Source organism: Cobetia sp. L2A1 (genome assembly GCF_009796845.1).
Classification (GTDB): Bacteria; Pseudomonadota; Gammaproteobacteria; order Pseudomonadales; family Halomonadaceae; genus Cobetia.
In genome coordinates this window covers 2,746,153-2,768,517 of sequence record NZ_CP047025.1, presented here as the reverse complement: position 1 = coordinate 2,768,517, position 22,365 = coordinate 2,746,153, and the positions used below count along the sequence as shown (strand labels likewise).

18 protein-coding genes are annotated in these 22,365 nt (G+C 60.3%); 9 read left to right on the top strand and 9 right to left on the bottom strand.

All coding sequences use genetic code 11. The features are described from left to right. Nucleotides 1–56: 56 nt before the first annotated feature. Entirely contained in the window at nt 57–488 is a 432-nt protein-coding gene (locus tag GQR90_RS11765) for a secondary thiamine-phosphate synthase enzyme YjbQ (protein ID WP_158774282.1), read from the bottom strand. A 122-nt stretch (nt 489–610) separates the two neighbouring features. After that, complete coding sequence (locus GQR90_RS11760; protein ID WP_158774281.1) at nt 611–1,588, bottom strand: LysR family transcriptional regulator; 978 nt, start codon at nt 1,586–1,588, stop codon at nt 611–613. 668 nt (nt 1,589–2,256) lie between these two features. On the opposite strand from GQR90_RS11760, the gene GQR90_RS11755 reads away from it, so the two are divergent. Further along, entirely contained in the window at nt 2,257–2,718 is a 462-nt protein-coding gene (locus tag GQR90_RS11755; RefSeq protein WP_158774280.1) for a flavodoxin domain-containing protein, read from the top strand. Between the two features lie 62 nt (nt 2,719–2,780). After that, a complete protein-coding gene (locus tag GQR90_RS11750) occupies nt 2,781–3,194 on the top strand; it encodes a hypothetical protein (protein WP_158774279.1) in 414 nt (137 codons plus the stop codon). A gap of 188 nt (nt 3,195–3,382) precedes the next feature. Here GQR90_RS11750 and ppnN read toward each other — a convergent pair whose 3' ends face one another. Next, on the bottom strand, nt 3,383–4,795 hold the full coding sequence (ppnN, locus tag GQR90_RS11745; protein ID WP_158774278.1) for a nucleotide 5'-monophosphate nucleosidase PpnN: 1,413 nt from the start codon (nt 4,793–4,795) through the stop codon (nt 3,383–3,385). A 16-nt stretch (nt 4,796–4,811) separates the two neighbouring features. Next, nucleotides 4,812–5,132 carry a hypothetical protein gene (locus GQR90_RS11740; protein ID WP_158774277.1) on the bottom strand — a complete coding sequence of 107 codons (321 nt, stop codon included), beginning with the start codon at nt 5,130–5,132 and terminating at the stop codon, nt 4,812–4,814. Between the two features lie 291 nt (nt 5,133–5,423). Here GQR90_RS11740 and GQR90_RS11735 point away from each other — a divergent pair, with 291 nt between their 5' ends. Both GQR90_RS11735 and GQR90_RS11730 read left to right on the top strand, forming a co-directional pair. Continuing rightward, the gene (locus tag GQR90_RS11735) at nt 5,424–6,365 is read left to right on the top strand and encodes a LysR family transcriptional regulator (protein WP_024953390.1); all 942 of its coding nucleotides are present in this window, start codon (nt 5,424–5,426) and stop codon (nt 6,363–6,365) included. A 395-nt stretch (nt 6,366–6,760) separates the two neighbouring features. Continuing rightward, a complete protein-coding gene (locus tag GQR90_RS11730; protein WP_233266262.1) occupies nt 6,761–8,476 on the top strand; it encodes an acetyl-CoA hydrolase/transferase family protein in 1,716 nt (571 codons plus the stop codon). A 66-nt stretch (nt 8,477–8,542) separates the two neighbouring features. On the opposite strand, the gene GQR90_RS11725 is transcribed toward GQR90_RS11730, so the two are convergent. The 5 genes from GQR90_RS11725 to GQR90_RS11705 form a co-directional block, all read right to left on the bottom strand. Beyond that, a complete protein-coding gene (locus tag GQR90_RS11725) occupies nt 8,543–8,887 on the bottom strand; it encodes a YkgJ family cysteine cluster protein (RefSeq protein WP_158774275.1) in 345 nt (114 codons plus the stop codon). An 81-nt stretch (nt 8,888–8,968) separates the two neighbouring features. Continuing rightward, on the bottom strand, nt 8,969–11,449 hold the full coding sequence (locus tag GQR90_RS11720; RefSeq protein ID WP_158774274.1) for a YjbH domain-containing protein: 2,481 nt from the start codon (nt 11,447–11,449) through the stop codon (nt 8,969–8,971). An 82-nt stretch (nt 11,450–11,531) separates the two neighbouring features. Beyond that, entirely contained in the window at nt 11,532–12,494 is a 963-nt protein-coding gene (locus GQR90_RS11715) for a capsule biosynthesis GfcC family protein (protein WP_158774273.1), read from the bottom strand. Further along, a complete protein-coding gene (locus GQR90_RS11710) occupies nt 12,488–13,240 on the bottom strand; it encodes a YjbF family lipoprotein (protein WP_158774272.1) in 753 nt (250 codons plus the stop codon). Before GQR90_RS11710 ends, GQR90_RS11715 begins: the two co-directional genes overlap by 7 nt. Next, nucleotides 13,240–13,881 (bottom strand): hypothetical protein, encoded by a 642-nt coding sequence (locus GQR90_RS11705; protein ID WP_158774271.1) that lies wholly within the window; start codon nt 13,879–13,881, stop codon nt 13,240–13,242. The genes GQR90_RS11710 and GQR90_RS11705 overlap by 1 nt, the downstream gene beginning before the upstream one ends. Before the next feature lie 879 nt (nt 13,882–14,760). Between GQR90_RS11705 and GQR90_RS11700 the strand changes: the two genes are divergently transcribed. From GQR90_RS11700 to GQR90_RS11680, 5 genes are all read left to right on the top strand, one after another. After that, a complete protein-coding gene (locus GQR90_RS11700) occupies nt 14,761–15,960 on the top strand; it encodes a polysaccharide export protein (protein ID WP_158774270.1) in 1,200 nt (399 codons plus the stop codon). Nucleotides 15,961–16,034: 74 nt separating this feature from the next. Beyond that, entirely contained in the window at nt 16,035–18,389 is a 2,355-nt protein-coding gene (locus GQR90_RS11695; RefSeq protein ID WP_158774269.1) for a polysaccharide biosynthesis tyrosine autokinase, read from the top strand. 202 nt (nt 18,390–18,591) lie between these two features. Beyond that, nucleotides 18,592–19,887, top strand: a complete 1,296-nt coding sequence (locus GQR90_RS17645; RefSeq protein ID WP_233266261.1) for a sugar transferase — start codon at nt 18,592–18,594, stop codon at nt 19,885–19,887. 2 nt (nt 19,888–19,889) lie between these two features. After that, nucleotides 19,890–20,957 (top strand): EpsG family protein, encoded by a 1,068-nt coding sequence (locus GQR90_RS11685; RefSeq protein ID WP_158774268.1) that lies wholly within the window; start codon nt 19,890–19,892, stop codon nt 20,955–20,957. After that, the gene (locus tag GQR90_RS11680) at nt 20,954–22,282 is read left to right on the top strand and encodes a lipopolysaccharide biosynthesis protein (RefSeq protein WP_158774267.1); all 1,329 of its coding nucleotides are present in this window, start codon (nt 20,954–20,956) and stop codon (nt 22,280–22,282) included. Before GQR90_RS11685 ends, GQR90_RS11680 begins: the two co-directional genes overlap by 4 nt. Nucleotides 22,283–22,365: the final 83 nt, after the last annotated feature.

The window sequence follows — 22,365 nt, the reverse complement described above, 5'->3', positions numbered from 1 at the left end:
GTGGAGTTATTGAGCAATTAAATAAAAGTTAAATATTAAGAATTTAATCTTCTTAATTACTCGCCACTTAGCGTCAGACACAGCCTGCGGCTACCACCGTGGTCGCGATGTTCGCCAAGCCAGATGCCTTGCCAGGTGCCGAGGGCGAGGCGGTTGACGCCGCGATGGGCTTCGACAGGCAGGGTGAGTTGGGTGCCGAGTAGGCTGGCGAGCACGTGGGCGGGCATGTCGTCATCGCCTTCCAGTGTGTGGCGGAAGTAGGGCAGGTTGCCGGGCACCAGGCGGCGCAGGAAGGCGTCCATGTCGTGACGCACGTCGGGGTCGGCGTTCTCGTTGAGCGTCAGCGAGGCGGAGGTGTGCAGCAGTTGCACATGCAGCAAGCCGACACTGACGGGCCCCATCTCGGCGAGGGCGTGCTCGACCTCGTCACTGATGAGGTGAAAGCCGCGCTTGCGGGCGGAGAGGGTGAGGGTGTCGCGTTGCCACATGAGAAGGCCTGCCTGTTGTTGATTCAGTGCATGCTAAACATGACGCGCCAGAACGCAAAAGGCCAGCCCTTGAGGGCTGGCCTTTTTTGCTGCGCTGAGCGGGCGTCGTGTGGCGCGCTTGATCAGCCTGTCGTGGTAGCGACTTCGCTGACCGTGCGACGCGCGGCCTTGGCGGTGACGCGCTCCGGCTCTGTCTTGCCGATCTCGCGTGCCAGCCAGTCGGCAAGCAGGCGAACGCGGGTCGGGATCGGGCCGCGCGGTAGCAGCATGCCGATTTCGACCGGCGGGATCTCGTCACATTCCAGGCGCTTGAAGGACTGGCCGTTGCGCTCGCTGAGCGAGTTGACCCAGTCAGTCGGCAGCACGGCGCGAATCAGGCCGTCAGCCACGTAATCCGTCAGCACTTCCAGGTCATCGGACTGGATGTGATTCGGACGCGGGTCTTCCGGGTGACGCGACAGCGAGGTACCAGAAACGAGTGGCTCCAATTCGCCCCACGGCAGCTCGTCAGGGTCCTCGACGTGAGAGGCGGCGTAGGCCGCTTGCTGCCACTGCGTCAGCGGGCGGAAGACGTGCGTGCTGCCGGCAAGATGCGGGAAGCCGATCACCAGGTGCGGCTGGTTCTCGAGAATCTCACGGCCGTTGTGCCACAGCTTCAGCTTGATATCGACGCCATCGTGCTCTGACAGGAAGCTGGTCAGCGCGCGGCCCAGGAAGTGACGCCCGAGTGCCGGTGTGGCATGAATACGAATGGTGCCCGTGAGATCAGACTGACGATCTTCGATGGCGCGATGTGCCTCGTCATCGAGGTTGGCCATCGATCGGGCGTATCGGTATAGCGTTTCGCCAGCTTCCGACAGGCGAATGCCGCGGTGGCCACGTTCGACCAGACGAGTGCCGAAGCGACCCTCGAGGGCATCGAGACGACGGCTGACGGTGGACTTGGGCAGGCGCAGGCGCTCTGCGGCGCGGGATAGGCTGCCGAGGTCTGCCACCATCAGGAAGGTGTTATAGGCGTCGATATCGCTCATCGGATAGGTCCGGTTGTTCAGTGGGTCTGGGTGTGTCGTCAGAGAAACACCCACCTTGTCACGAGCCATAGGGAAGGCTCGTCGCAGCGCCAGGCGCTGCACAACGGATTGCCTGTCGATGACCGTGCCCCTCAAACCGTGTACATGTCACGGCAAAGACGCGCTCATCGATCAACAATCGTATCGTTCTGTTACGCGCCATTCGCACGCGGCATGTCAGGAATGCGCCAGCTCAGGGTCAGTGGAGATAACGGATCAGGAGGCAATACCTCCCTGAGCAGGCTAACTATATCACTGCTATATCAGTGTTGCATCTGACGAAGCCAGGTATTGCGCGACTCCGGTATCAGCAAGATGGGACGACTTGTGTCTTGTAGGTCAGGGTTCAATGTCCTACGCACTATTTTTGCTGCTACTTCGGCTCAGACGTCAGATAAAGGAGATGGTTCCGTATCTGATGACAGACAGATGCCATAAAAGCGCCTTGACGGCGGATGATGTCTGAATAATGCGCAAACAAGCGACAAGTGGTGCAGTAAATGCGTACGACTCGTACGTGGCACGCTACGCCATCCCATTCCCTTGGGAGCGGGTTACTGAAGGCTGGCAGTGCCTGCGGCAGGTCGGTTCGCTGTGCTACCATCGCGACCAAATGTCGGGTGCGATATGAGATCGCGCTTGACGCTGTATTCATGTTCTCGCCGCTGGCGGGTGATAGTCCGGATAAGGAAGGATGCATGGCGCTTCTGAAGATGTTTGTCGGCACGATGTATGGTGGGTCACTGGATGTGGCTGAACAGGTGCAACCGCTGTTCGAGCAGGCAGGGTATACGGTCGAGGTGCTCGACCAGCCGACACTGGCAGATCTGACCGAGACTCGGCCTGATCTGGCGCTGTTCGTCACCTCCACGACCGGCAGTGGCGATGTGCCTGGCAATCTGATGGGCTTCCTCAATTCGCTCGGTGCCGAATCACCGGCACTCGACTGGTTGCGCTATGGGTTGATCGCGCTGGGTGATAGCTCCTACGGCGACACCTACTGCGGCGCTGGCCGTCATCTTGATGAGCGCTTGGCAGATCTCGGTGCCACGCGCCACGGTGAGCGTCTCGAGATTGATGCCATGGAAACCTTCATGGCAGATGATGCGGCGCTGCCGTGGGTGGAGTCTTGGATTCCGACCCTGCCCGCGACTGCTTGAGTCGTTCGCCTGACACGTCTGTATGATTCATCCCCGTGTGACGTACACCAGAGACTGATTGCATGCCGAAATTGAAACCTGATCATCCCCGCGCCCGTAACCTGACTCCGCAGCGTGTCACCGTGCTGGCGGGTCTGGCCGTGGTGATGCTCGCCAATATCCCGCGCTTCTTGATGAGTGGCGATAACACGCGCCTGATGCTGATAGTGGGCTTTGCCGTGGCGGTCACCGCGCTAGGCGTTTATATCTACCGCCAGCTGCCGGACATCGCCAAGGACGAAGTGCCAATGCTGATGCGTCGCCTGCTGGTCTGGATGGTGGTAGGGCTGGCTGCGATGGCGGCTTTCAACTTTGCCGCACCGATGCTGGATCGTGTGCAGGAAGGTGGCCTTGAAGTGCTGGTGGATGGTTTGACACTGGGTCTGGTCGCGCATGTGATCAGCCTGTGGATGCATCGCGGACGCAAGGACACGTAGGACGCACGAGCTCGATGCTCGGCAAGCCAACGCTTGTCCGGTGCGCCCAGTGTCAGTTGCTGCCAGTTGCTACCAACGCAAAACGCCCCGATCAGTCATGATCGGGGCGTTTTGCGTGGTAAGTCGCGACAATGTGATTTGCATGTCAGCGACAGGCACATCAGCGATTGACTCGCGTCAGGCGCACATCACTTGCTGAGCGTATAGCAAGGCACGTAGTCGGTGCCCGGCAGCTTCATGCGCCCTTGAGCCACGAAGGACGTCAGCAGGGCATCAAGACGCTGCATCAGCTCCGGCTCGGCGGTCAGGCGGAAAGGACCGTCGCGCTCGATCTCCTCGATACCTTCCTGCTTGACGTTACCTGCAACGATGCCCGAGAAGGCGCGGCGCAGATTGGCGGCCAGTTCATGCACCGGCTGATTGCGATGGAGCGCAAGGCTGGACATGTTGGCGTGCGTCGGCGCAAACGGCTGCTGGAAGTGCGGGGCAATGTGCAGGCGCCAGTTGTAGTAGAAGGCGTCGTGATGGCTACGCCGGAACTCTGACACTTCTTCAATGCCTGCGTGCATGGTGCGCGCCACCTCGACGGGATTATCGACGATGATGGTATAGCGCGAGCGTGCTTCGTCACCCAGGGTATAGGTGATGAATGCGTCGATCTGCTTGAAGTACTCAGCGCTGGACGCCGGGCCCGTGAAGATGACCGGGAAGGGCAGCCCCTCGTTTTCCGGATGCAGCAGAATGCCCAGCAGATAGAGTATCTCTTCTGCCGTGCCCACGCCGCCCGGGAAGACGATGATGCCATGTGCCGTGCGCACGAAGGCTTCAAGGCGCTTCTCGATATCCGGCATGATGATCAGTTCATTGACGATCGGGTTCGGTGACTCGGCGGCAATGATGCCGGGCTCCGAAATGCCCAGATAGCGACCCGTCTTGCGACGCTGCTTGGCATGCGCGACATTGGCGCCTTTCATCGGCCCCTTCATCGCCCCCGGACCACAGCCGGTCGAGATGTCCATTTCCCGCAGGCCAAGGTGATAGCCCACGTCCTTGGAGTACTCATACTCTTCGCGATTGATGGAGTGGCCACCCCAGCAGGTGACGAGACTCGGCTCACGAGAGGCCTTGAGGGCACCGGCATTGCGCAGGATATGGAACACCGCGTTGGTGGTGCCTTCAGTGGTGTCGAGATCAAAGCGCGGCGAGTTCTGGATCTCGTTGGCCACATAGACGATATCGCGCAGCACGCTGGAAAGGTGCTCGCGGATCCCGCGAATCATCTTGCTATCGACGAAGGCGTCGCCCGGCGCATTATCGAGTTTGAGGCGAATGCCACGATCCTGCTGCAGCACTTCAATCTCGAAGGTCTTGTGGGCATTGAGCACCGAGACACTGTCATCGGTCTGGCTACCGCAGTTCAGTACCGCCAGCGCACAGCGGCGCAGAATGTCATGCAGGCCATTGGAGGAGGTATCGCGCAGGCGATTGACCTCATCCTGAGACAGCACTTCCAGGCTGCCTTCCGGCGAGATGATGGTAGAAACCAGCGTAGAGCTTGAATCGCGTGAGTAGGTGGTGGCTTCACTGGTGACAGAATTCATGACCGTCTTCCTTGTGTCAGGCGCCCAAGGTTTGCTGGGCGCGGTTCTGGACTTCAATCCAGAGTTCGCCGATGCGCTCGCGGTCATCCACGCCCATGCTGTCTTGTGCAAAGGCGTGCTGCATCCACTCTTCAAAGGTGGCGTCAAAATCTTCCGCGACCACATCATTGGCCTCGTAATCGGCATTCTCGAGCACCAATTCCACCTGGGGAATCATGTAACCCAGTGGGAACAGGTCAGCTTCAGCGCATTCGCTTTCCATCGCAAGCAGCGCTTTATGAATGGCTTCGCCGCGTGCGGCCAGAGGATCAAGCATCGGGAGCATCTCGTGTTTCATGCCAGCACTCATGGGTGCCAGCAAAGACAAATAAAAAGAGCAGAAAATGGCCTTCATTCCGTAGCACGCGGCCGCGGAATCATGGTCACTGCTGCACTCGACAATTCATGCGTGATGATGATGACGATGCTAACACGCAAGACCGCTGCCGCGCAGCGCTGCGCCACGGCGCTGGCTCTGGTAGAGTTGTGTACTTTGCGGGTCGGTGGCGCCTGTGTAGACATTCAGGCCGCTATTCGGCAACACGACGCGCCGAGCCGCGTCCCCCGTTTGTGAGTGGTCAGTGCCTCCATGTTCAATGCCCAGTATTTTCGTACCTTCATCACTCTGGTGGAGACCGGCAGCTTTACCCATACCGCACGCAAGCTGGAAATGACCCAGCCTGGCGTGAGTCAGCACATCCGCAAGCTGGAGCAGTACCTGGAGCGCTCGTTGCTTAATCGCCAGGGGCGCAAGTTCTCGCTGACCTCGGCGGGACGACGCTGCTACGACTACTCCATCAAGCTGTTTGCCGAGCACACTCAGTTCATGCACTCACTGGATGATGACTCTCCTGATAGTGGTGAATGTCGCGTGGCCAGCCCTTCAAGCGTCGGGTTGATGTTCTATCCGTTTACGCTGGGCTATCAGCAGCAGCATCCGGGACTGACGGTAAGTTACAGCTTTGCCTACAATTCCGAGATCGTGCAGGACGTGCTGGCCGGTCGTTTTGATCTCGGTATCGTTACCGAACCGGTCAAGCACCCTGATCTCAACTTCGAGCTTTGGCATCAGGAGCCGCTGTGTCTGGTGGTGCCGGCCGATTTTGCCGGTAACAGCCTCAACGAGCTGATGGCGCTGGGCTTCATGAATTACGCGGACGGTGTCAATAACGCCAGTGCGCTGCTGCGCGCCAACTTCACCGGCGAGTTCCGCTCCATGAGCCACTTCCCGCAGCAGGGCTTCACCAATGACATCGGCATGGTGTTGGACGCCGTGGCACGTGGCCTTGGCTTTACGGTGGTCTCGCGTACCGTGCTTGAAACCTCGCCGTGGCAGCGTCAGGTGCGAGAGATGCCACTGACCGAGGCGGTCTATGAGAATCTGTATATCGTGACGCGTGACAATGCCGAAGTGCCGCGTCGTTACGAGCAGCTGCTGGGTGAATTCCGCCTGCAACGCCGTAATACGCTGTATGGCTACGCCGATGCGCCAGACAGCTTCGACAACATGGATTTTGACCGCATGGTGTAACGCCACGGTACTTGCCTGCGCGTTTGCTCACGAATGTCGCAAGGTCATCAAATGCCGCCATGAAAAATCCCGCACCCTCATCAGGTGCGGGATTTTTCATGGACGCGCATTCACACCAGCAGGTCGACATTCCTGCACCTCTGGATTCCGCATTCTGAACCACGATATCGACCAAGGCCTGATGCAGGAGGCTAGTCGACATGGGAAGCTAATATGAGTGCTTCCTGATGGTTTGCCTGGCGCACTCTGTTCTTGGCATTCAGCTCTTGGCACTCAGTACGCAGCATTCAGTATTCAGTACTCTGCTCCTCGCATTCCCTTTTCCTGTCGTTGCCATGATCCCCCTTGCGTGTATTCGTTCATGGTACTCACCTGTCACCGAGGTACCTGTCGCCGTGTCTTTGCCTTCTTCTCGCTCTACTGGCTCCGTTACTTCTGCTCCCACTCCCCTTGGTGCTACCACTATTGGCACTGGCCAGTTGCCAGATGAGACATCTTCGCCGGAGCAGGAAACGCTCTCGTTGCTATCACGCGTCGAGATCAGCGAGCTGGATGATGCCTCACGCGCCGAACTTGCCAAGCGCTGTCGCTGGCAGGGGTGGGAGTCGCGCCATATGAGCGCCGCCAAGGCCGCCGAACTGATTCAGGATGGCATGACCGTCGGCATGAGCGGCTTCACGCGGGCGGGGGAGGCCAAGGCCTTGCCGCTGGCGCTGGTCGAGAAGGCACGCCGTGAGCCGTTCTCGATCACGCTGATGACAGGCGCTTCACTGGGCAATGACCTCGATGGCCAGATGGCCGACGCGCACCTGCTGGCCCGTCGCATGCCGTTTCAGGTGGACCCGGTACTGCGCCGTGCGATCAATGCAGGTGAGGTGATGTTCATCGATCAGCACCTGTCGGAGACGGTCGAGCTACTGCGCAATCACCAGCTGAGCGAGATGAATGTCGCGGTGATCGAGGCATGCGCCATCACCGCCGATGGCGGCATCGTGCCGACCACCTCGGTGGGCAACTCGGCCAGCTACGCCATCCTGGCCGACAAGGTCATCATCGAGCTGAATCTGGAATCGCCAGCTGCCCTTGAGGGGCTGCACGACATCTATATTCCACAGATGCGCCCGAGCCGTCAGCCAATTCCGGTCGTCGCGCCAGACTCGCGCATCGGCACGCCCTATATTCCCATCGATCCCGACAAGATCGCTGCCATCGTGCTGACGCGCGGCAAGGACAGCCCCTCCAGCTGTGCACCGGCAGATGTCGATACGCAGAAGATTGCGGGTCATCTGGTGGGGCTGTTGACGCAGGAAGTGACGCTGGGGCGGCTGACACCGGCCTTGTTGCCGCTGCAGGCGGGTATCGGCAGCATGGCGAACGCCGTGATGAGTGGCCTCAAGGATGGTCCCTTTGAGCACCTGACCATGTACTCCGAGGTGCTGCAGGACTCCACCTTTGATCTGCTGGATGCCGGCAAGCTCGATTTCGCCTCCGGCTCCTCCATCACTGTCACCGAGGAGCGCGGACAGACGCTTTGGAAAGATCTGGAGCGCTATCGGGATCGCCTCATCCTGCGCCCACAGGAGCTCTCCAATCATCCGGGCATCGTGCGTCGCCTCGGTGTGATCGCCGTCAATACGGCGCTGGAGTTCGATATCTACGGCAACGTCAATTCTACCCACGTGTGTGGTACGCGGATGATGAATGGCATCGGGGGGTCTGGTGACTTCGCGCGCAACGCCCAGCTCTCGGTATTCATTACCAAGTCGCTGGCCAAGGGCGGTGATATCTCAAGCGTGGTGCCGTTTGCCAGCCACGTCGATCATACCGAGCATGATGTCGATATTCTGGTGACCGAGCATGGCCTGGCAGATTTGCGTGGGCTGGCGCCGAGAGAGCGTGCCGAGCTGATCATCGAGCATTGCTCCGACCCGCTATATCGTCCGGCCCTGCGGGCCTACTTCGAGCAAGCCTGCCAGCGGGGAGGGCATACGCCGCATTGTCTGGAGCAGGCGCTCAGCTGGCACCGCGAGGTCGAAGTCCACGGCCATATGCGCGCTATGCATCAGCCACCTGTCGAGCGTCCGGCAGAAGCGCAGGTGGATGTTGCCTGACGGCACGCCTGTCGTTTGCAAGGGCACGTCCGCAAAGACACGTTCACGAAGACACAACGGCCTGGATCATTGATCCAGGCCGTTTTCGAGACGCTCGTCTTCACATTCCGGGCTGCCCATCTCGTACTCGCGGCAGAGCATCGGCCGGCGATCATAGATGGTGCACATCAGCGTTTCGCGATCGACGGCGGCACACCAGCCATCATCGAGGCGGCGCATGACTTCTCCGCCCCATTCATCCTCATCGATGAGGTAGTCCGGCACACCGGTATCGGTGAGCAGGATGACTTCCAGTCGGCAGCAGCACGCCTGGCAGTTGCTGCAGGCGATCTCGCCAGGCGCAGGTGAGGTCGCGTCACTGGCGATCACGGGCGATACATCAATCGTCGAAAGGGTCATCGAAATAGTCATCAAGGCTTCGTGTGGGACAATGAATCAGCCTGCCGCGAACCAGCAAGCTGTCGGCGGCAGTGAAACACACTCGCGCAAGGATTACTTGTAGACCTTGTCGATCCCGTTCCAATACCCGCCCGGATCGCGATCATTGGTCATGTCATAGAGCTGATAACGACGGTTGAGGCGTGCGCCACCATCACGCGTCAGCGGCGCCCAGGCAAAGCCGGTGCTGCCCTTGCTGGATGTCGTGAAGAAGGCGTCCAGCGGGATGCTCACGTACAGCCCCTTGTCGAAGCTACCCTCGCCGTAATCGTCGCCGGCATCGGTCATGGTCGCCCAGGCCCCGACGCTGACACCGTTGGAGAAACTGCGTGACATGTCCAGCGTTGCCCCGACATCCCCGGCCAGATAGCGTCCCACCGAGCCCTTGACCAGCACATCGTGCCAGCCTGTCTGCCAGTAAGCCGTGGCATGCCCGGTCGTCACTGAGTAATCGCGCAGGCCAAACTGCTGATCAAACGCTCGCTGACGAACGCGGTTGATATCCAGGCCCAGCGCCAGTGAGCTGTTCATCGGGCGATAGAGAATTTCCGCCCCCACCCCCGCATACATCATCTCGAGAATGCCGCCATAGGCTTGGGCGTACCAGTCGCGACCGAACTGATGCGTCCGCGTGTACTGAAGGTTGGTGATGCCCAGATCCGTCTCTTTCAGGTATTCACCGACATAGGTGCGCACGCGGGGCAGATCGGAATCGGCGATATAGTCATATTTATCGAAGTTGTCAGCCACCTGATAGCTCGCGACGCCAGTCAGCCAGCCATTGCGGTCAGTGCGCCACAGTGCATCCAGTTGCAGATTGAACTGATACAGATAGCCATCGGGGCCACCGAAGTTCTGCTTGAGGTTGGGCGAGACACCCCAGCTGAAGCCGGAAGGTTCACGGTCGAGCACCGTGGAGCCTTTGCGCTCGGATGCGTCCGTAGCAGGGCTGGCAGCGCGCGCGGTGATGGAGTGTTCGTATTCGGCGCCGAAGCGACGGTCATTGGCGGCGGCGACGAAAGGCTCGCGCGGGTGGTTGTCCTCACGCAGGGCCAGGCCATTGCTGCTCAAGCGATAGCGGAAGCTGGTAATGCTTTTCGGCAGACGGTTGTGCAGCACGCGATTGGCGCGCCCTTCCGCCTGAAGGTCCTTGCGGAAGCGCGTGGCTTCGGCCTCCACCACCAGGGTGTCGCCCTCGACGCGCAGACGTGAGACGTCCAGGCCGGTCTGGGCGCGCAGCGTATCGGCCAGTGCCTCCCAGTCCACGTCCTGCATCTGGATCTCGGCTGCTGGCGTCTCTGACTCGGGCTCGTTGGTCTGCGGAGTGAGGGTCAGAAGCTTGCCCGCATCGCTGCCTTCTTCACGGGAAGATGGCGTCGTGAAGTCCGATGTCGCTCCGGCATCTGGCGCGGTGCTGCTATTCAGGTCCGTTCTGGCATTCAGGCCGGTGCTGACAGCGGCGGAGGCAGATGCCTTGCGAGACATGTCGTCCGATGATGCGGCGGGGCGATTGGCCTCATCCAGAGAGCGGATGCGGAAGGCTTCCGGTGTCTGGTCATTGCGGTAGCGGCTGTGAGTACTGGGAGCGACTTCCTCCGGCGTACCGTCGTCCTTGGCCTGGGACATTCCTGCCAGATTGGTCGACAACGACAGGCCAAGCATCGCGGTATTGCCGCGCTCCCAGCCGCCATGCAGCGAGAGGTTGTCATTGACCTTGACGGTCGCGCCGACATTGAACGGCGAGTCCTGATCGATCTCGACCGTCAATGGCTCGTCGGAATAGTCATTGCCTTCGTATTCCAGCATCAGCGTCAGCGGGTCCCAGCCGGTCTGGTATTCGATACCACCGAAGAAGGCGGGACTGCCACTGAACATGCTGCCAAGCGAGAAGTCGCCACCATCATCACTGGTGGTGTCGCTGCGTGTTTCCAGGCTGCTGCGTATCACGCTCAAGGGGTTGCTGAAGTCGCCACGCGTGCCCAGATAGCCCCAGCCGAGTCCGAGCGTGAAGTCGAGATCACCGTAGCGCTTGCTGGCGACCAGATACTCGGAGCTGAACAGGCCCGTACCGCCGAGATCTCGCAGGCCCACCGCCACTTCTGGCTGATAGCGGCCTTCTTCTGCCAGACGGAATTTGGTATCGAATGATTTATCCAGGTAATCGCGATCGGGGGCCGCGTCCCCATAGCTGACCGTCTCGACCGAGACGTAACGAAAGCCCAGCTCCATCCAATCAAAGGGTGTCGCGTTGACGCTGAAACGCTTGTAAGGCTGGGTGCGGCTATAGGTGAAACTCAGCTCGCCTTTGGGGGCGAAGCGGGCGGTCGGGGTCTGCATCAGGCCGACGCCGCCGAAGTCACTCTGGGACTCTCCTGTCGCGGCCTGCGCGATCTGAGCGCTCAGCAGGCCGCCGGCGAGACCCAATATCAGCCAGCCATGGCGCGCAGGGGCAGGGCGTGATGGCGCGGCAAGCGCGACAGGCCGAGCAGCAGGGCGGTTGACGACACGATTGGCGGGACGAAAGGGACTCGACATGGACATCTCGCAAGCTCACACGCCGGTGGCGTGCGAGCGTGAATGGGGTGGGTGCGCGGGAAGGTGAGCGTGATGGTGCTGCTCAGGAGTGAGGCATGGCGGCGCTGGGGGCTGACGCGGCGGGCAGCGTTGCGGCGTCCAGCTGCCAGCTTTGGCAGTCATGGCCGGGCAGGCGACTGGCCAGCCACTCGGGTAGCGCCTGATTGACCCACTGCTGGGCGGTATCGATCCCCGGCGTGTTGATGACGATACTGGCGCCCGGTGCGATGGGCAGATCGGCGTCGCCGCGGGTCAGTCGGTTCCAGACGGCAATCGGGCGCGTCAGAACCTGGCCCTGCGGCGTGACGAGGCTCACATGGCTGGCATCCCCAAGGGCATCGGCATCACTGCGCTCATCGATCAACGCATCCAGCGTCAGATTGGGGCGCCACTGGCGCTGATGTACACCGCTGGCATCCATGATGAGGATGCTGTCGGGCGCCTGGCAGGCACCGATGACCATGCCCGGCGCGATGCGGATCGCCTGCGGGCCATCGCGAATGTCGCGACGTGGGTCAAGCTGGCCGGGCAGGCGTGCCATCACGTTATCGCTGCGGGTCTTGTCGCGTCCCTGATCGAGATAACGCTCCCATTCGTGCAGTGCTGTCACGTAACGGGCGCTCGGGCTGCCTGGCGTGGCGGCCACGTCATAACGGGCCGCAATCAATCCGATTTCAGCGCTCAGGCGATTGGCCTTGCTGGCCATCTGCTGGCGAATCAACGGCGTGCTGACAAAGCTGTAGCGCCAGTCGAGCGGTCTGCGATCTGCACGTGGCGCGGGGCTCTTGTCAGATGCTTGCTCAGGCGTTTGTTGCGCCATGGCCGCCCATTGCTGCTCCAATACCTGGCTCGCCAGCGGTGTGCTGGCGGCACTGAAGGGCAGCGGTGTTGCCTGGGCCATCGCGACAGGCACATGGAGAGCACTAACGGCGAGCGTCGTGAACGCGACGGCAGTGACAAGAGAGGCCAGTCGGGAATATGAGGGGCGTATCGTCGGGATCACCATGCCTTGGCAATCTCCCAGCCAAACCGAGGGCCATCCGGCCATGCGGTCATGTCAGCGGCCCAGACACGAGTATCATCGCGCCAGAGTTCATTGGTGCTGGTGCTTCCGTCATCCCACCGCAGGATTTCACTGCAATGCTGAAGATTCAGCTCGGCCAGGGGCAGCTGATAAGGCGCGGCGGCATCGCATTCAAGATGCGCTTCGGCTTCATGGACGTGCATGACGGCCACGGTGTCCTGGCGCTGGCTACCGGTGGAGGCGGCATCCTGGCGTTCCAGTTGGCGCGGGTAGGGCGATAACGCACTGACACTGACGCGATAGGAGGTGCCGCTGTCCATCAGCCAGGCCGGACGCGCCAAGGCGCGCCCGGTAGTGCTTTGTTCACGCCTGTCCGCCACATCACGGGCGAAGCCCGAAGTGGCGGACAGAACGCCATCGCGCAGTTCGAGGATGCCGCGATCGCGACTCTCGAACCGCGCAATTCGCCCATTGCCGCCAAGCGTTGCCAGTACCACCAACGCGGTGTTGTTGGCATGTCGCAGCTTGAGTGAGGCATAGGGCAGCTCGCTGGCGCGTGCAGCGTCAAAGTCATCGCGCCCGAAGGTGTCCTCGAGCGAACTCGAGACCATCTGGGCACAACCACTCAGTGTTGCCAGGCATGCGGTGACACCCAGCAATGCGAGTGGACGGCATGCCGCCGCCTGCCACCGGTCAGACCGGTGCCCTTGAGATGCACGCACTGTCATCAGCGAGTACCGGTCGAGCCGGTGGTGCCAGTGGTACCTGTCGTGCCGGTACCGCCGCCAACCGTCCCTGTCGCTGCACCAGCGGCAACACTTCCGCCATTGGCGCTCGGCGTTACGCTGCCGGTCGCATTCTGGCTGGCTGTGCCAGTACCTGCGGCGCTGCCGGTCGGGACTGAACCCGTGGTGCCAGTCGTGCCGGTGGTGCCGGTAGTACCAGTCGTGCCGGTAGTACCAGTCGTGCCGGTAGTACCAGTCGTGCCGGTGGTGCCAGTCGTGCCGGTCGTACCTGTGGTACCAGTTGCACCTTGAGGCGCTTCTTCTTCGGCCAGGGCGTTGCCTGCTACCAGCAGGGCGCCGGTCAGGCCGAGAACGGCACCGAGTCTTGATTTACGCATGATGATGTCTCCCAGTTGAGCATTACCGGTTGTCTGCCGGTCAGGATTGCGTCGCCGTACCGCAGCATGGGTTGCTGCAGTAGCAAGTGCAGCCACATGGCGTACGGCAATGACAGCTGCCGCAAGATCCTGCTGCTGAAGATTACGAAACAGGAGTGGGGCGCCATCCCTGACACCGTCCGTGGCGTCTTCCCTGGCGCAGCCTCGTCCCGAGGTGTTCCTGCCATGGCCGGCTCCGTTGGCCATGTCCGCTTCACTGTCTTTTCAGCCTCGCACATCAGTCCATTTCTCTGATAATTGAGGCCTTGAAGTCCTTGAAGCGTGGCTCATGGTAACGGGAAATCATGGCCTGTCCACCTTGATGAGGTGCGTATTGCGAGCGTTTAACTGGCGTAAAATATTTATGTAAAAAAGAGTAATCTTGATGTGGATTATTAGAGACATGCTTGTGGCTATTTTTTTGAGTAGCGATTCAAGCCATGACCCGCATGGCAGCTGATATCCCGCAAAAGGCTGTGTCATTTTGCCGACGTAGTGCCGCTATCAGTGTCTGTAAGTGGCTACATGTCCATCCATGTTACGGCGACATAAGCCGTACTGGGGATAATACAAACCAATGTTTTTATTGGATTTTTGTAACGGTGTGAGATTGGAGATCAGTCTGGATAAGGTAAAATGCTCGCCAGGTCGAGTTTGGTCGCTAGGCCTATCCCTTCACTGTTTACGCGACAGCCCTCTCATGGACGTGGTCACCGATCCATGGAGGCTATCGCGAGTGAGGCGCAAGACGTTCACCAAGGTGGGTGTCGCATAACGTCTCGTATTTAGGACTTTTTGGTCTGCGAGATAAAGGAAAGTAAGCGGCAGTAATGTGGATTCTTCATGTAATCGAAATGCTTTCGTAAAGAGGCGCGATCTCATGATGAATGATGGAATGTCACTTCATCGTGATGCTCCCATTTCCATGCGATAGAAAAGCACGGGGGGTCCACCTCCGGCAGAGAACACCGCGCAAGGTGAGTTGGAGACGTTACTGAATTTATCCCGGCAGCATGATGCGGCGGGGGATGACTCCGGCAAGTGCCACGTGCGCTTGCCGGAGTCTGTCGACTCAACGGACTTCAGATGAAAAATGCACTGATAGCACGACTTCTGGGCGCCAGCTTGAGCCTCGGCGCCCTCACCGGACTGGCGGGCTGCGTCTTCGCACCCGGCGGCAACATCGACTACGACACCACGGCGGCACCGGTGGACGACATCGTCGATGTAGAACCCATTACCTTTGGTCTGATCAAGGCGCAATCCAGAGCAGATGCCGAAGCTCGTCAGTCGGCGGATGGCGGCGATGGCCCCAAGGCGCTGGAAACGGCGTTGACGCAAGAGCTCAACAGCAGCACCCGCGCGCGCCTGGCGCCGGACTACCAGTATCACGTGGGCCCTGGCGACATTCTCACCATCGTCGTCTATGACCACCCGGAGCTGTCACTGCCGACGGGTTCCGAGCGCAGTGCTCAGGAAGCCGGCAATCTGGTGCATGCCGATGGCATGCTCTTCTATCCCTATATCGGTCGAGTCAAGGTCAGCGGCATGTCGCTGGACGAGATACGTCGTGTGCTGGGACAGAAGCTGCAGCCCTATCTCAACGAGCCGCAGATTGACGTCAAGGTCGCGGCCTTCCGTAGTCAGAAGGTGCGTGTGAGCGGGGAAGTCGAGTCGCCCGGCGTACAGGCGATCGATGATGTGCCCTTGAGTCTGCTGGATGCCATCGCGGCTGCGGGTGGGCTATCTGATGACGCGGATTGGCACAACGTGGTGCTCAAGCGCAATGGCGAAGAGACCATCATCTCCCTGTATGACCTGCTGGCGCAGCGTAACGCGGCATCTGCGGGTGCGGGGCAGGACAGACTCCTCAAGGATGGCGACACCCTTTATGTTCCGGACGTCGGTACCCAGAAGGTGTTCGTGATGGGCGAGGTGGACAAGTCCATCAGCCTGCCGCTGGGCAGAAGCCCGATCTCGCTTACCGATGCCATCGCACAGGCGGGCGGCATCAAGGAAAACTCCGCCAATGCCTCGGGTATCTTCGTGGTGCGTCGTAACCGTGAAGACCCGGAGAAGCTGGCCACTGTCTATCAGCTGGATGCGCGCAACTCCACGGCATTGATTCTCGGCGCTGACTTCACCCTCAAGCCGCAGGATGTCGTGTATGTCACCGCTGCCCCCGTGTCGCGCTGGAATCGCGTGATCAGTCAGCTGTTGCCGACGGTGAGCTCTATCTACTACAGCACCGAAATCCAGGACAACCTCGATACCCTCACCAACTAAGGTGAGGGGTCGTCAAGGTGAACCCTGCTCGCCAGCGTGATGGGCGAGCAGGGCACCAGGAGAGTGATTCAACGATGTCGATCCGCAATTCCCAACCCTCCCGCCAGTCTGCCGGCAATGAGGCCTCGGCTGTCCCGGCGCGTACCAGTCTTGATCTGGGGCGCATGCTGGGGCAGCTGTATGACAACCGCCTGGCGCTGGTGCTGATTACCGGCACCTTCAGTGTGCTGGCGGTGCTCTACGCACTGCTGGCGACTCCGATCTACAAGGCGGATGCGCTGGTGCAGGTCGAGGAAAGCGGCGGCAACATGAATCCGCTACGTGATATCCCCAGCATGCTGCGCGGTGAAGCGCCGCCGTCGGAATCCGAGATCCAGATCATCAATTCGCGTCTGGTGCTGGGCAAGACGGTGCACGAGGAGCAGCTCGACCTGGTGGTCAAGCCGTATCAGTACCCATTGATCGGCAACTTCCTGCATACGCACGACATGGCACGCCCGAGCTGGCTGTCGGGGTCGAGCATGGTGTGGGCCGGTGAGTCGCTTGATGTCATCAATCTTGAGGTGCCCAAGGCCTGGAATGATGTGCCGATGACTCTGGTGTCACTGGGACAGAATCAAGACGGCCAGGGCCAGTACGAGCTGCGCTACGACGGCGATGTGCTCGGCAAGGGCGCAGTGGGTGAAGTGCAGCGCTTTGAGGGGCCGCTCGGTGAGGTCACGCTGGAAGTGGCAGCGCTTGAGGCCGGTGCCGGTGCCGAGTTCACTTTGATGCACCAGTCCACGCTGGAAGCCACCAATGCCCTGCGCGCACGTTTCGCCGTGGCTGAAATGGGCAAGGAAACCGGTGTGCTGGGTCTGGCGCTGGTCGGCGAAGATCCGCTGCACACGCAGCAGGTGCTCAAGCGCATCACGGACATCTATCAGCAACAGAACGTTGACCGTAAGTCTGCCGAAGCCGAGAAGTCGCTCGAGTTTCTCAAGAAGCAGGTGCCGACCGTACGCGACAAGCTGCAGAACGCTGAGCAGCGCCTCAATGCCTATCGTGGCAAGAGCGAAAGCGTGAATCTGGATCTCGAGACCAAGTCCGTGCTGGACCAGCTGGTGGATATCGATAGTCAGCTCAACAAGACCCAGCTGGAAGAGGCTGAGCTCTCTGGCAAGTTCAATGCCAGTCATCCGAGTTATGTGGCGCTGCGTCAGAAGCGCGGCGATCTCCAGCGCACCCGCAAGGCACTGGAAAAGCAGATTGAAGGCTTGCCGGACACCCAGCAGGAGATTCTGCGTCTGCAGCGTGAGGTTGAGGTCAACCAGCAGATCTACGTGCAGCTGCTCAACAAGACTCAAGAAATGAACATCGCTCAGGCCAGTACCATCGGCAATATCCGCATCCTGGATGATGCCGTGGCGCAGCCGCACCCGGTGAGTCCTCGCAAGGCGCTCATCGTGATCATCGCCACGCTGCTGGGCGGCGCACTGGGTGTCATCTTCATTCTGCTGCGTTCCTTGCTGCATCGCGGTATCGAGACGCCGTCGGAGCTTTCCGATCTGGGTTTGAATGTGCATGCCACGTTGCCGCTCTCGGAAGAACAGGCGCGTCTCAATCGCCGTCTTGCACGGGGTCTCAAGCGCTTCTCTTCCATGACGTCCGCGCTCAGTGCTGACAAGGCAGCCCAGACACCGGCCGCTGTGTCACCGGGCCTGCTGGCAATACGCAACCCGGCGGATCTTTCCATTGAAGGTCTGCGCGGTCTGCGCACCAGCCTGCACTTCACGATGATGGAAGCGACCAACAATCGTCTGATGATCTGTGGCCCGAGCCCGGGTATCGGCAAGAGCTTCGTCTCCGCCAACCTGGCAGCCGTCTGTGCCCAGGCGGGCAAGCGCGTACTGGTCATCGATGCTGACATGCGTCGCGGTCACGTCCACCAGAGCATGGCGGGTACCCAGAAGGGCGCTGTCTCTCCGGGGCTCAGTGACTATCTGCTGGGCAAGGTCGAGCGCGAGAGCATCGTGCGCAGCATTGGCGATGAAAGTCTGGCGGTGATCGGAAATGATAGCGCGCCGAGCAGCCTCAGCTACGTGGCACGCGGTACCTCGCCGAACAATCCTTCCGAGCTGCTGCTGCAGACACGCTTCAGCGATCTGCTGGAGTGGGCCAGCGAACACTTCGACATGGTCATCGTCGATACGCCGCCGATTCTGGCGGTCACCGATGCGGCCATCGTCGGCAAGCTGTGCGGTGTCAACGTGCTGGTGACGCGCTTCATGCATAACTCGCCCAAGGAAATCGAGGCGGCGCTTGAACGCTTCGCCTCCAGTGGCATCAGCGTGGATGGCGCGATTCTCAACGCTGTGGAACGCAAGGCCACCACTGCTTACAGCTACGGCTACAGCTATCATGATTATCAATATCAGAACGGCACGTGAGCAGGTGCTTACTTGCAATCCACGCCGATGGCCCGATGTCAAGACAAGCGAGCGTCGAGGTGCCGGTGTCAGGGCGTGGTGCTCAATGAACAGTCAGAGCAATGTGCGGCAAATCGGTGTCAACAGATCAGGTAGCAAGGTCGGGCACTGAGCGTGATGAACGGAACCACAACACGAACGCAAGCCAAGGGGGAATAGGCACATGAATACCACGACAAATCCCGCGACTACCGGGCTGGAAGGCCGTCAGCGCCATTCGCGCATGTATGAGCGGTTGATGTTCAACTCGCTGTGTCAGGCCTTCGTCGGTCTGATTCTTGCGGTCGGCATCCCGTTGCTGTTGATCAATGGCCTGCGCCCGTGGGTCAGCGAAATGCGCATGCACAGCGTCATTGCCGCCTGCGGTGGTTTCCTGCTCGCCTTGCAGGCCATTCGTCACATGTCCAGTTACCCCGGTGCCAAGGCCTTCGCTTACGTATTGCCGGCCATCACCATCAGCTATCTGCTCGCGATGAGTGTCATGATCGCGCTGGACCTGCGCTTCAGCCGTCTGTTGCTGGGTAGCTCCTGGTTGGCGGCGATGCTGATCTGCTCCGTCGGCTTCTGGGCCGAGCAGCGCACGCGCATTCGCAAGCTGGCCGTGGTGCCGTTCGGTGACTATCGCAGTCTCTTCACCACCAAGGGGGCACGCTGGAACCTGATGCGTGCGCCGGACCTGGGCGAAGAGCGTTACAACGGTGTCGTTGCTGACCTGGAAGCCGATATGCCGGCCGAGTGGCAGCGTTTCCTGGCCAACTGTGTGCTGCATCGCATTCCGGTCTATGACGCCAGCGAAGTCCGCGAATCACTGACGGGTCGTGTCGAGCTTGATCAAGTTCGTGAGAACAGCTTCGGTCAGCTGGCTCCGAACAGCGAGTATGAGCTGTTCAAGCGTCTGTTCGACATGCTGGCCGTGCTGGCCGTGGCACCCTTCGTGCTGCCGATCTGCCTGGTCACTGCCGTACTGATTCGCCTCGACTCCAAGGGTGGCGTGTTCTTCGTGCAGGAGCGTGTCGGTCAGGGTGGTCGCCCGTATCGCATGTTCAAGTTCCGTAGCATGTGTCACGACAGCGAGAAGTCCGGCGCCCAGTTCGCGCAAGCCAACGATATGCGTGTGACCCGTATCGGTCGCGTGATCCGCAAGACCCGTATTGACGAACTGCCGCAGTTCATCAACGTCCTCAAGGGCGAGATGAGCCTGATCGGGCCGCGTCCGGAACAGGTCAAGTTCGTCAACGAATTCGCCGAGCAGATTCCGTTCTACAACTACCGTCATGTGGTACGTCCGGGCATCACCGGCTGGGCACAGGTCACTCAGGGCTATGCCTCTGATGCAGATGAGACCCGCGAGAAGCTTGAGCACGACTTCTATTACATCAAGCGCTTCTCCGTGTGGCTCGATCTGTTGATCGTCGGTCGTACCATCAAGACCATGCTGACTGGCTTCGGGGCACGCTAAGCATGCTGACCGTCAGTGGCTATTACATCGCCTTCATGGCCCTGCTGGTGGCAGTCCTGCCGCTGGCCGCCAGCGAACGCACCCGCATACTGGGTGCCTGGCTGGCAGGTGGACTGTGTCTGGCGTTCATGGCATTGCGTTACGACGCAGGGTACGACTATTTCTCGTACCGCCAGATGGCTACCTGGCAGGTCGATCTCAGCTTCCTGGAGCCGGCACCAGCGGCGCTTATCCGCATGGCGCGCGCCTGGGGTGAGCCGCAGCTGTTCTTCTTCATCACCGCTTTCATCTACGTCTCGTGTTTCCTGACGGCGCTGGTGATGAGCCGTCGCAATCTCGCCTGGTGCCTGCTGTTCTTCGTGTGTCTGCCGCTGATCTATCTCTCGGCCTTCGGCTTCGTGAAGCAGCATGTGGCGATCGCGTTGTTCATGGTGGCGATGGCGTGTCTGGAGCGCGGCATGCGGCTGCCGGCACTCGGGTTGATGCTGGTGGGGGTGAGCTTTCACTACACGCTCGCCCTCTATCTCCCGCTGCTGGTGGCGTATCCGTTGCTGCGCCGCGCCTATCCTTTCTGGGTCTATCTGGTGCTGTTGCCCTTGTGTTTCGTGGCAGGCCCATTGGCCAAGAGTGCATTGAGCGCGCTGGGGCTCTACGCCCACTATTTCGAGGACTTCTCGGGTGGGGGACAGAAGCTCTACGTCATCTATCTGTTGATCTGCCTGGCGACGCTGATGATGTGGAAGCATTTTCGTCTGTCGCTGGACCCGTGGGCGTTCAATCTCATGTTCATCGGCGTGGCGCTCTACACCCTGTTCATCACCTATGGTGAACATGTGGCGCGTGCCAGCTATTACTTCCTGCCGTTCGCCATCTTCGTGATATGTGACGTGATCGAGCACTTCCGCGAAAAGTTGGTGCCCAGCCTGCTCAGCGGTGTGCTGATGATGGCGTTGTTCTTCATGTCACTGAAGGTGGCGGCCGGCAATCAGGATCACGATTTCTTGAACAACTACGAGTTCTATTTCTTGAGTGACGAAGCGCTGGTCGTCGGTAACGGAGGTCAGTCATGAGTGAAGCGCTGATCTTCTCGCTGTTCAATCTGATGGCACGTGGCTTGTCTTCCGCCGCGGGTCTTCTGTTGGCACGTGCCGTGGCGCCAGAAGCCTTCGGTGAGTATGCACTGGCGCTCAACTACGCGGTGCTGCTTGGCGTACTGGCGCGCTTGGGCGGCAATGAAGTGCTGCTGGTGACGCCAGATGGCGCGAGCGGCAGTGCGCTGCGTCGCTGGATGGTCGTCGGTATCGGTGTCTATGCGTTGCTGGCCATCGGGTTCGCGCTGGGTATAGCGCCGCTGCTGGGCATGTCTGCCTTCATCTTCGCTTTCTGTGCGCTGCGTGCAGCGGCAGAGCAGGTCGGCCTGCAGATGGTCAATTCGCGTCTGCAGCGCCAGGAGCGTCTCGGTCGCGTCAACCTGATGACAGTGTTGATCTCGCTGGCCGTGGCGATCGGTGTCGCCTGTGCCGCGGGCCCGGCGCTCTACCATCAGGCTGTGGCACTGATCAGCGGTACAGCGCTTTCCGAGCAACTCACCACGCCGGCAGGCATGTTTGGCCTGGCGCCGGTGCCGACTTTCGTGATGGTCAGCGCCATCGTTCTGGTCATCGTGATGCTGTTGGGCATGTGGTTGTCACATGATGCTGCCGCGGATGCTCATGACGAGACGCCCCACGCGCGCCTGCCTTCAAAGGCGGCCTTCGCACGCGGTCGCGGCTTTCTCTACAACAACCTGATGTCCTTTGCCTACCTGCAGGCGTGGGTGATCCTGGCTGGGCTCGCCTTTGCGCCGGCGCAGGTCGCCAGCGTCTCGGTGGTCACCTCGATCGTCTTTGCGCTCTATGTCTTCCCCACCAGTCTGTACCGCTATTACCTGCCGAAACTGGCGCAGGGCGATGCGCGGCTGCGTGAATACCTGATCATCGCCACCGGCTTTGCGCTGCCAGTGGCGGGCGGGCTGGCACTGGTTGCGCCATGGCTGGCCGAGCACTTCCTGAATGGTGCCTATCCGCGTCTGACGCTTACCTTGCGCGCCTTTGCGCTGGTCTATCTGGTGCACGCCTTTGTCACCTGCGCCTTCACGCGCCTTGCGGCGTTGCGCAAGAACGGCAAGCGTTTGCTGTGCCAGAGCGTCGGTGCCGCATTGGTGGTGGGAGGCGGACTGAGTATTGCAGCGCTGACTCACTCCGATGGCAGTCAGGCGCAGTGGGATCTTTACAGCATCTTCCTGTGCGTTCCTGTCGCCGCTGAAGTGGTGATGCTGGTGATGGCACTGTGCTTCCAACCCGCGCGCCAGCACAGCGCTGACGTCCCTGCCGAGTCGGCGGCCGCCAGTACTTGATCCCGACAGCCTGTCAACGGCAAGCATGGCCTGACAAGGCAAGAATGAACGTGGTGATGCCCTGGCATCACGCACCCCGAATA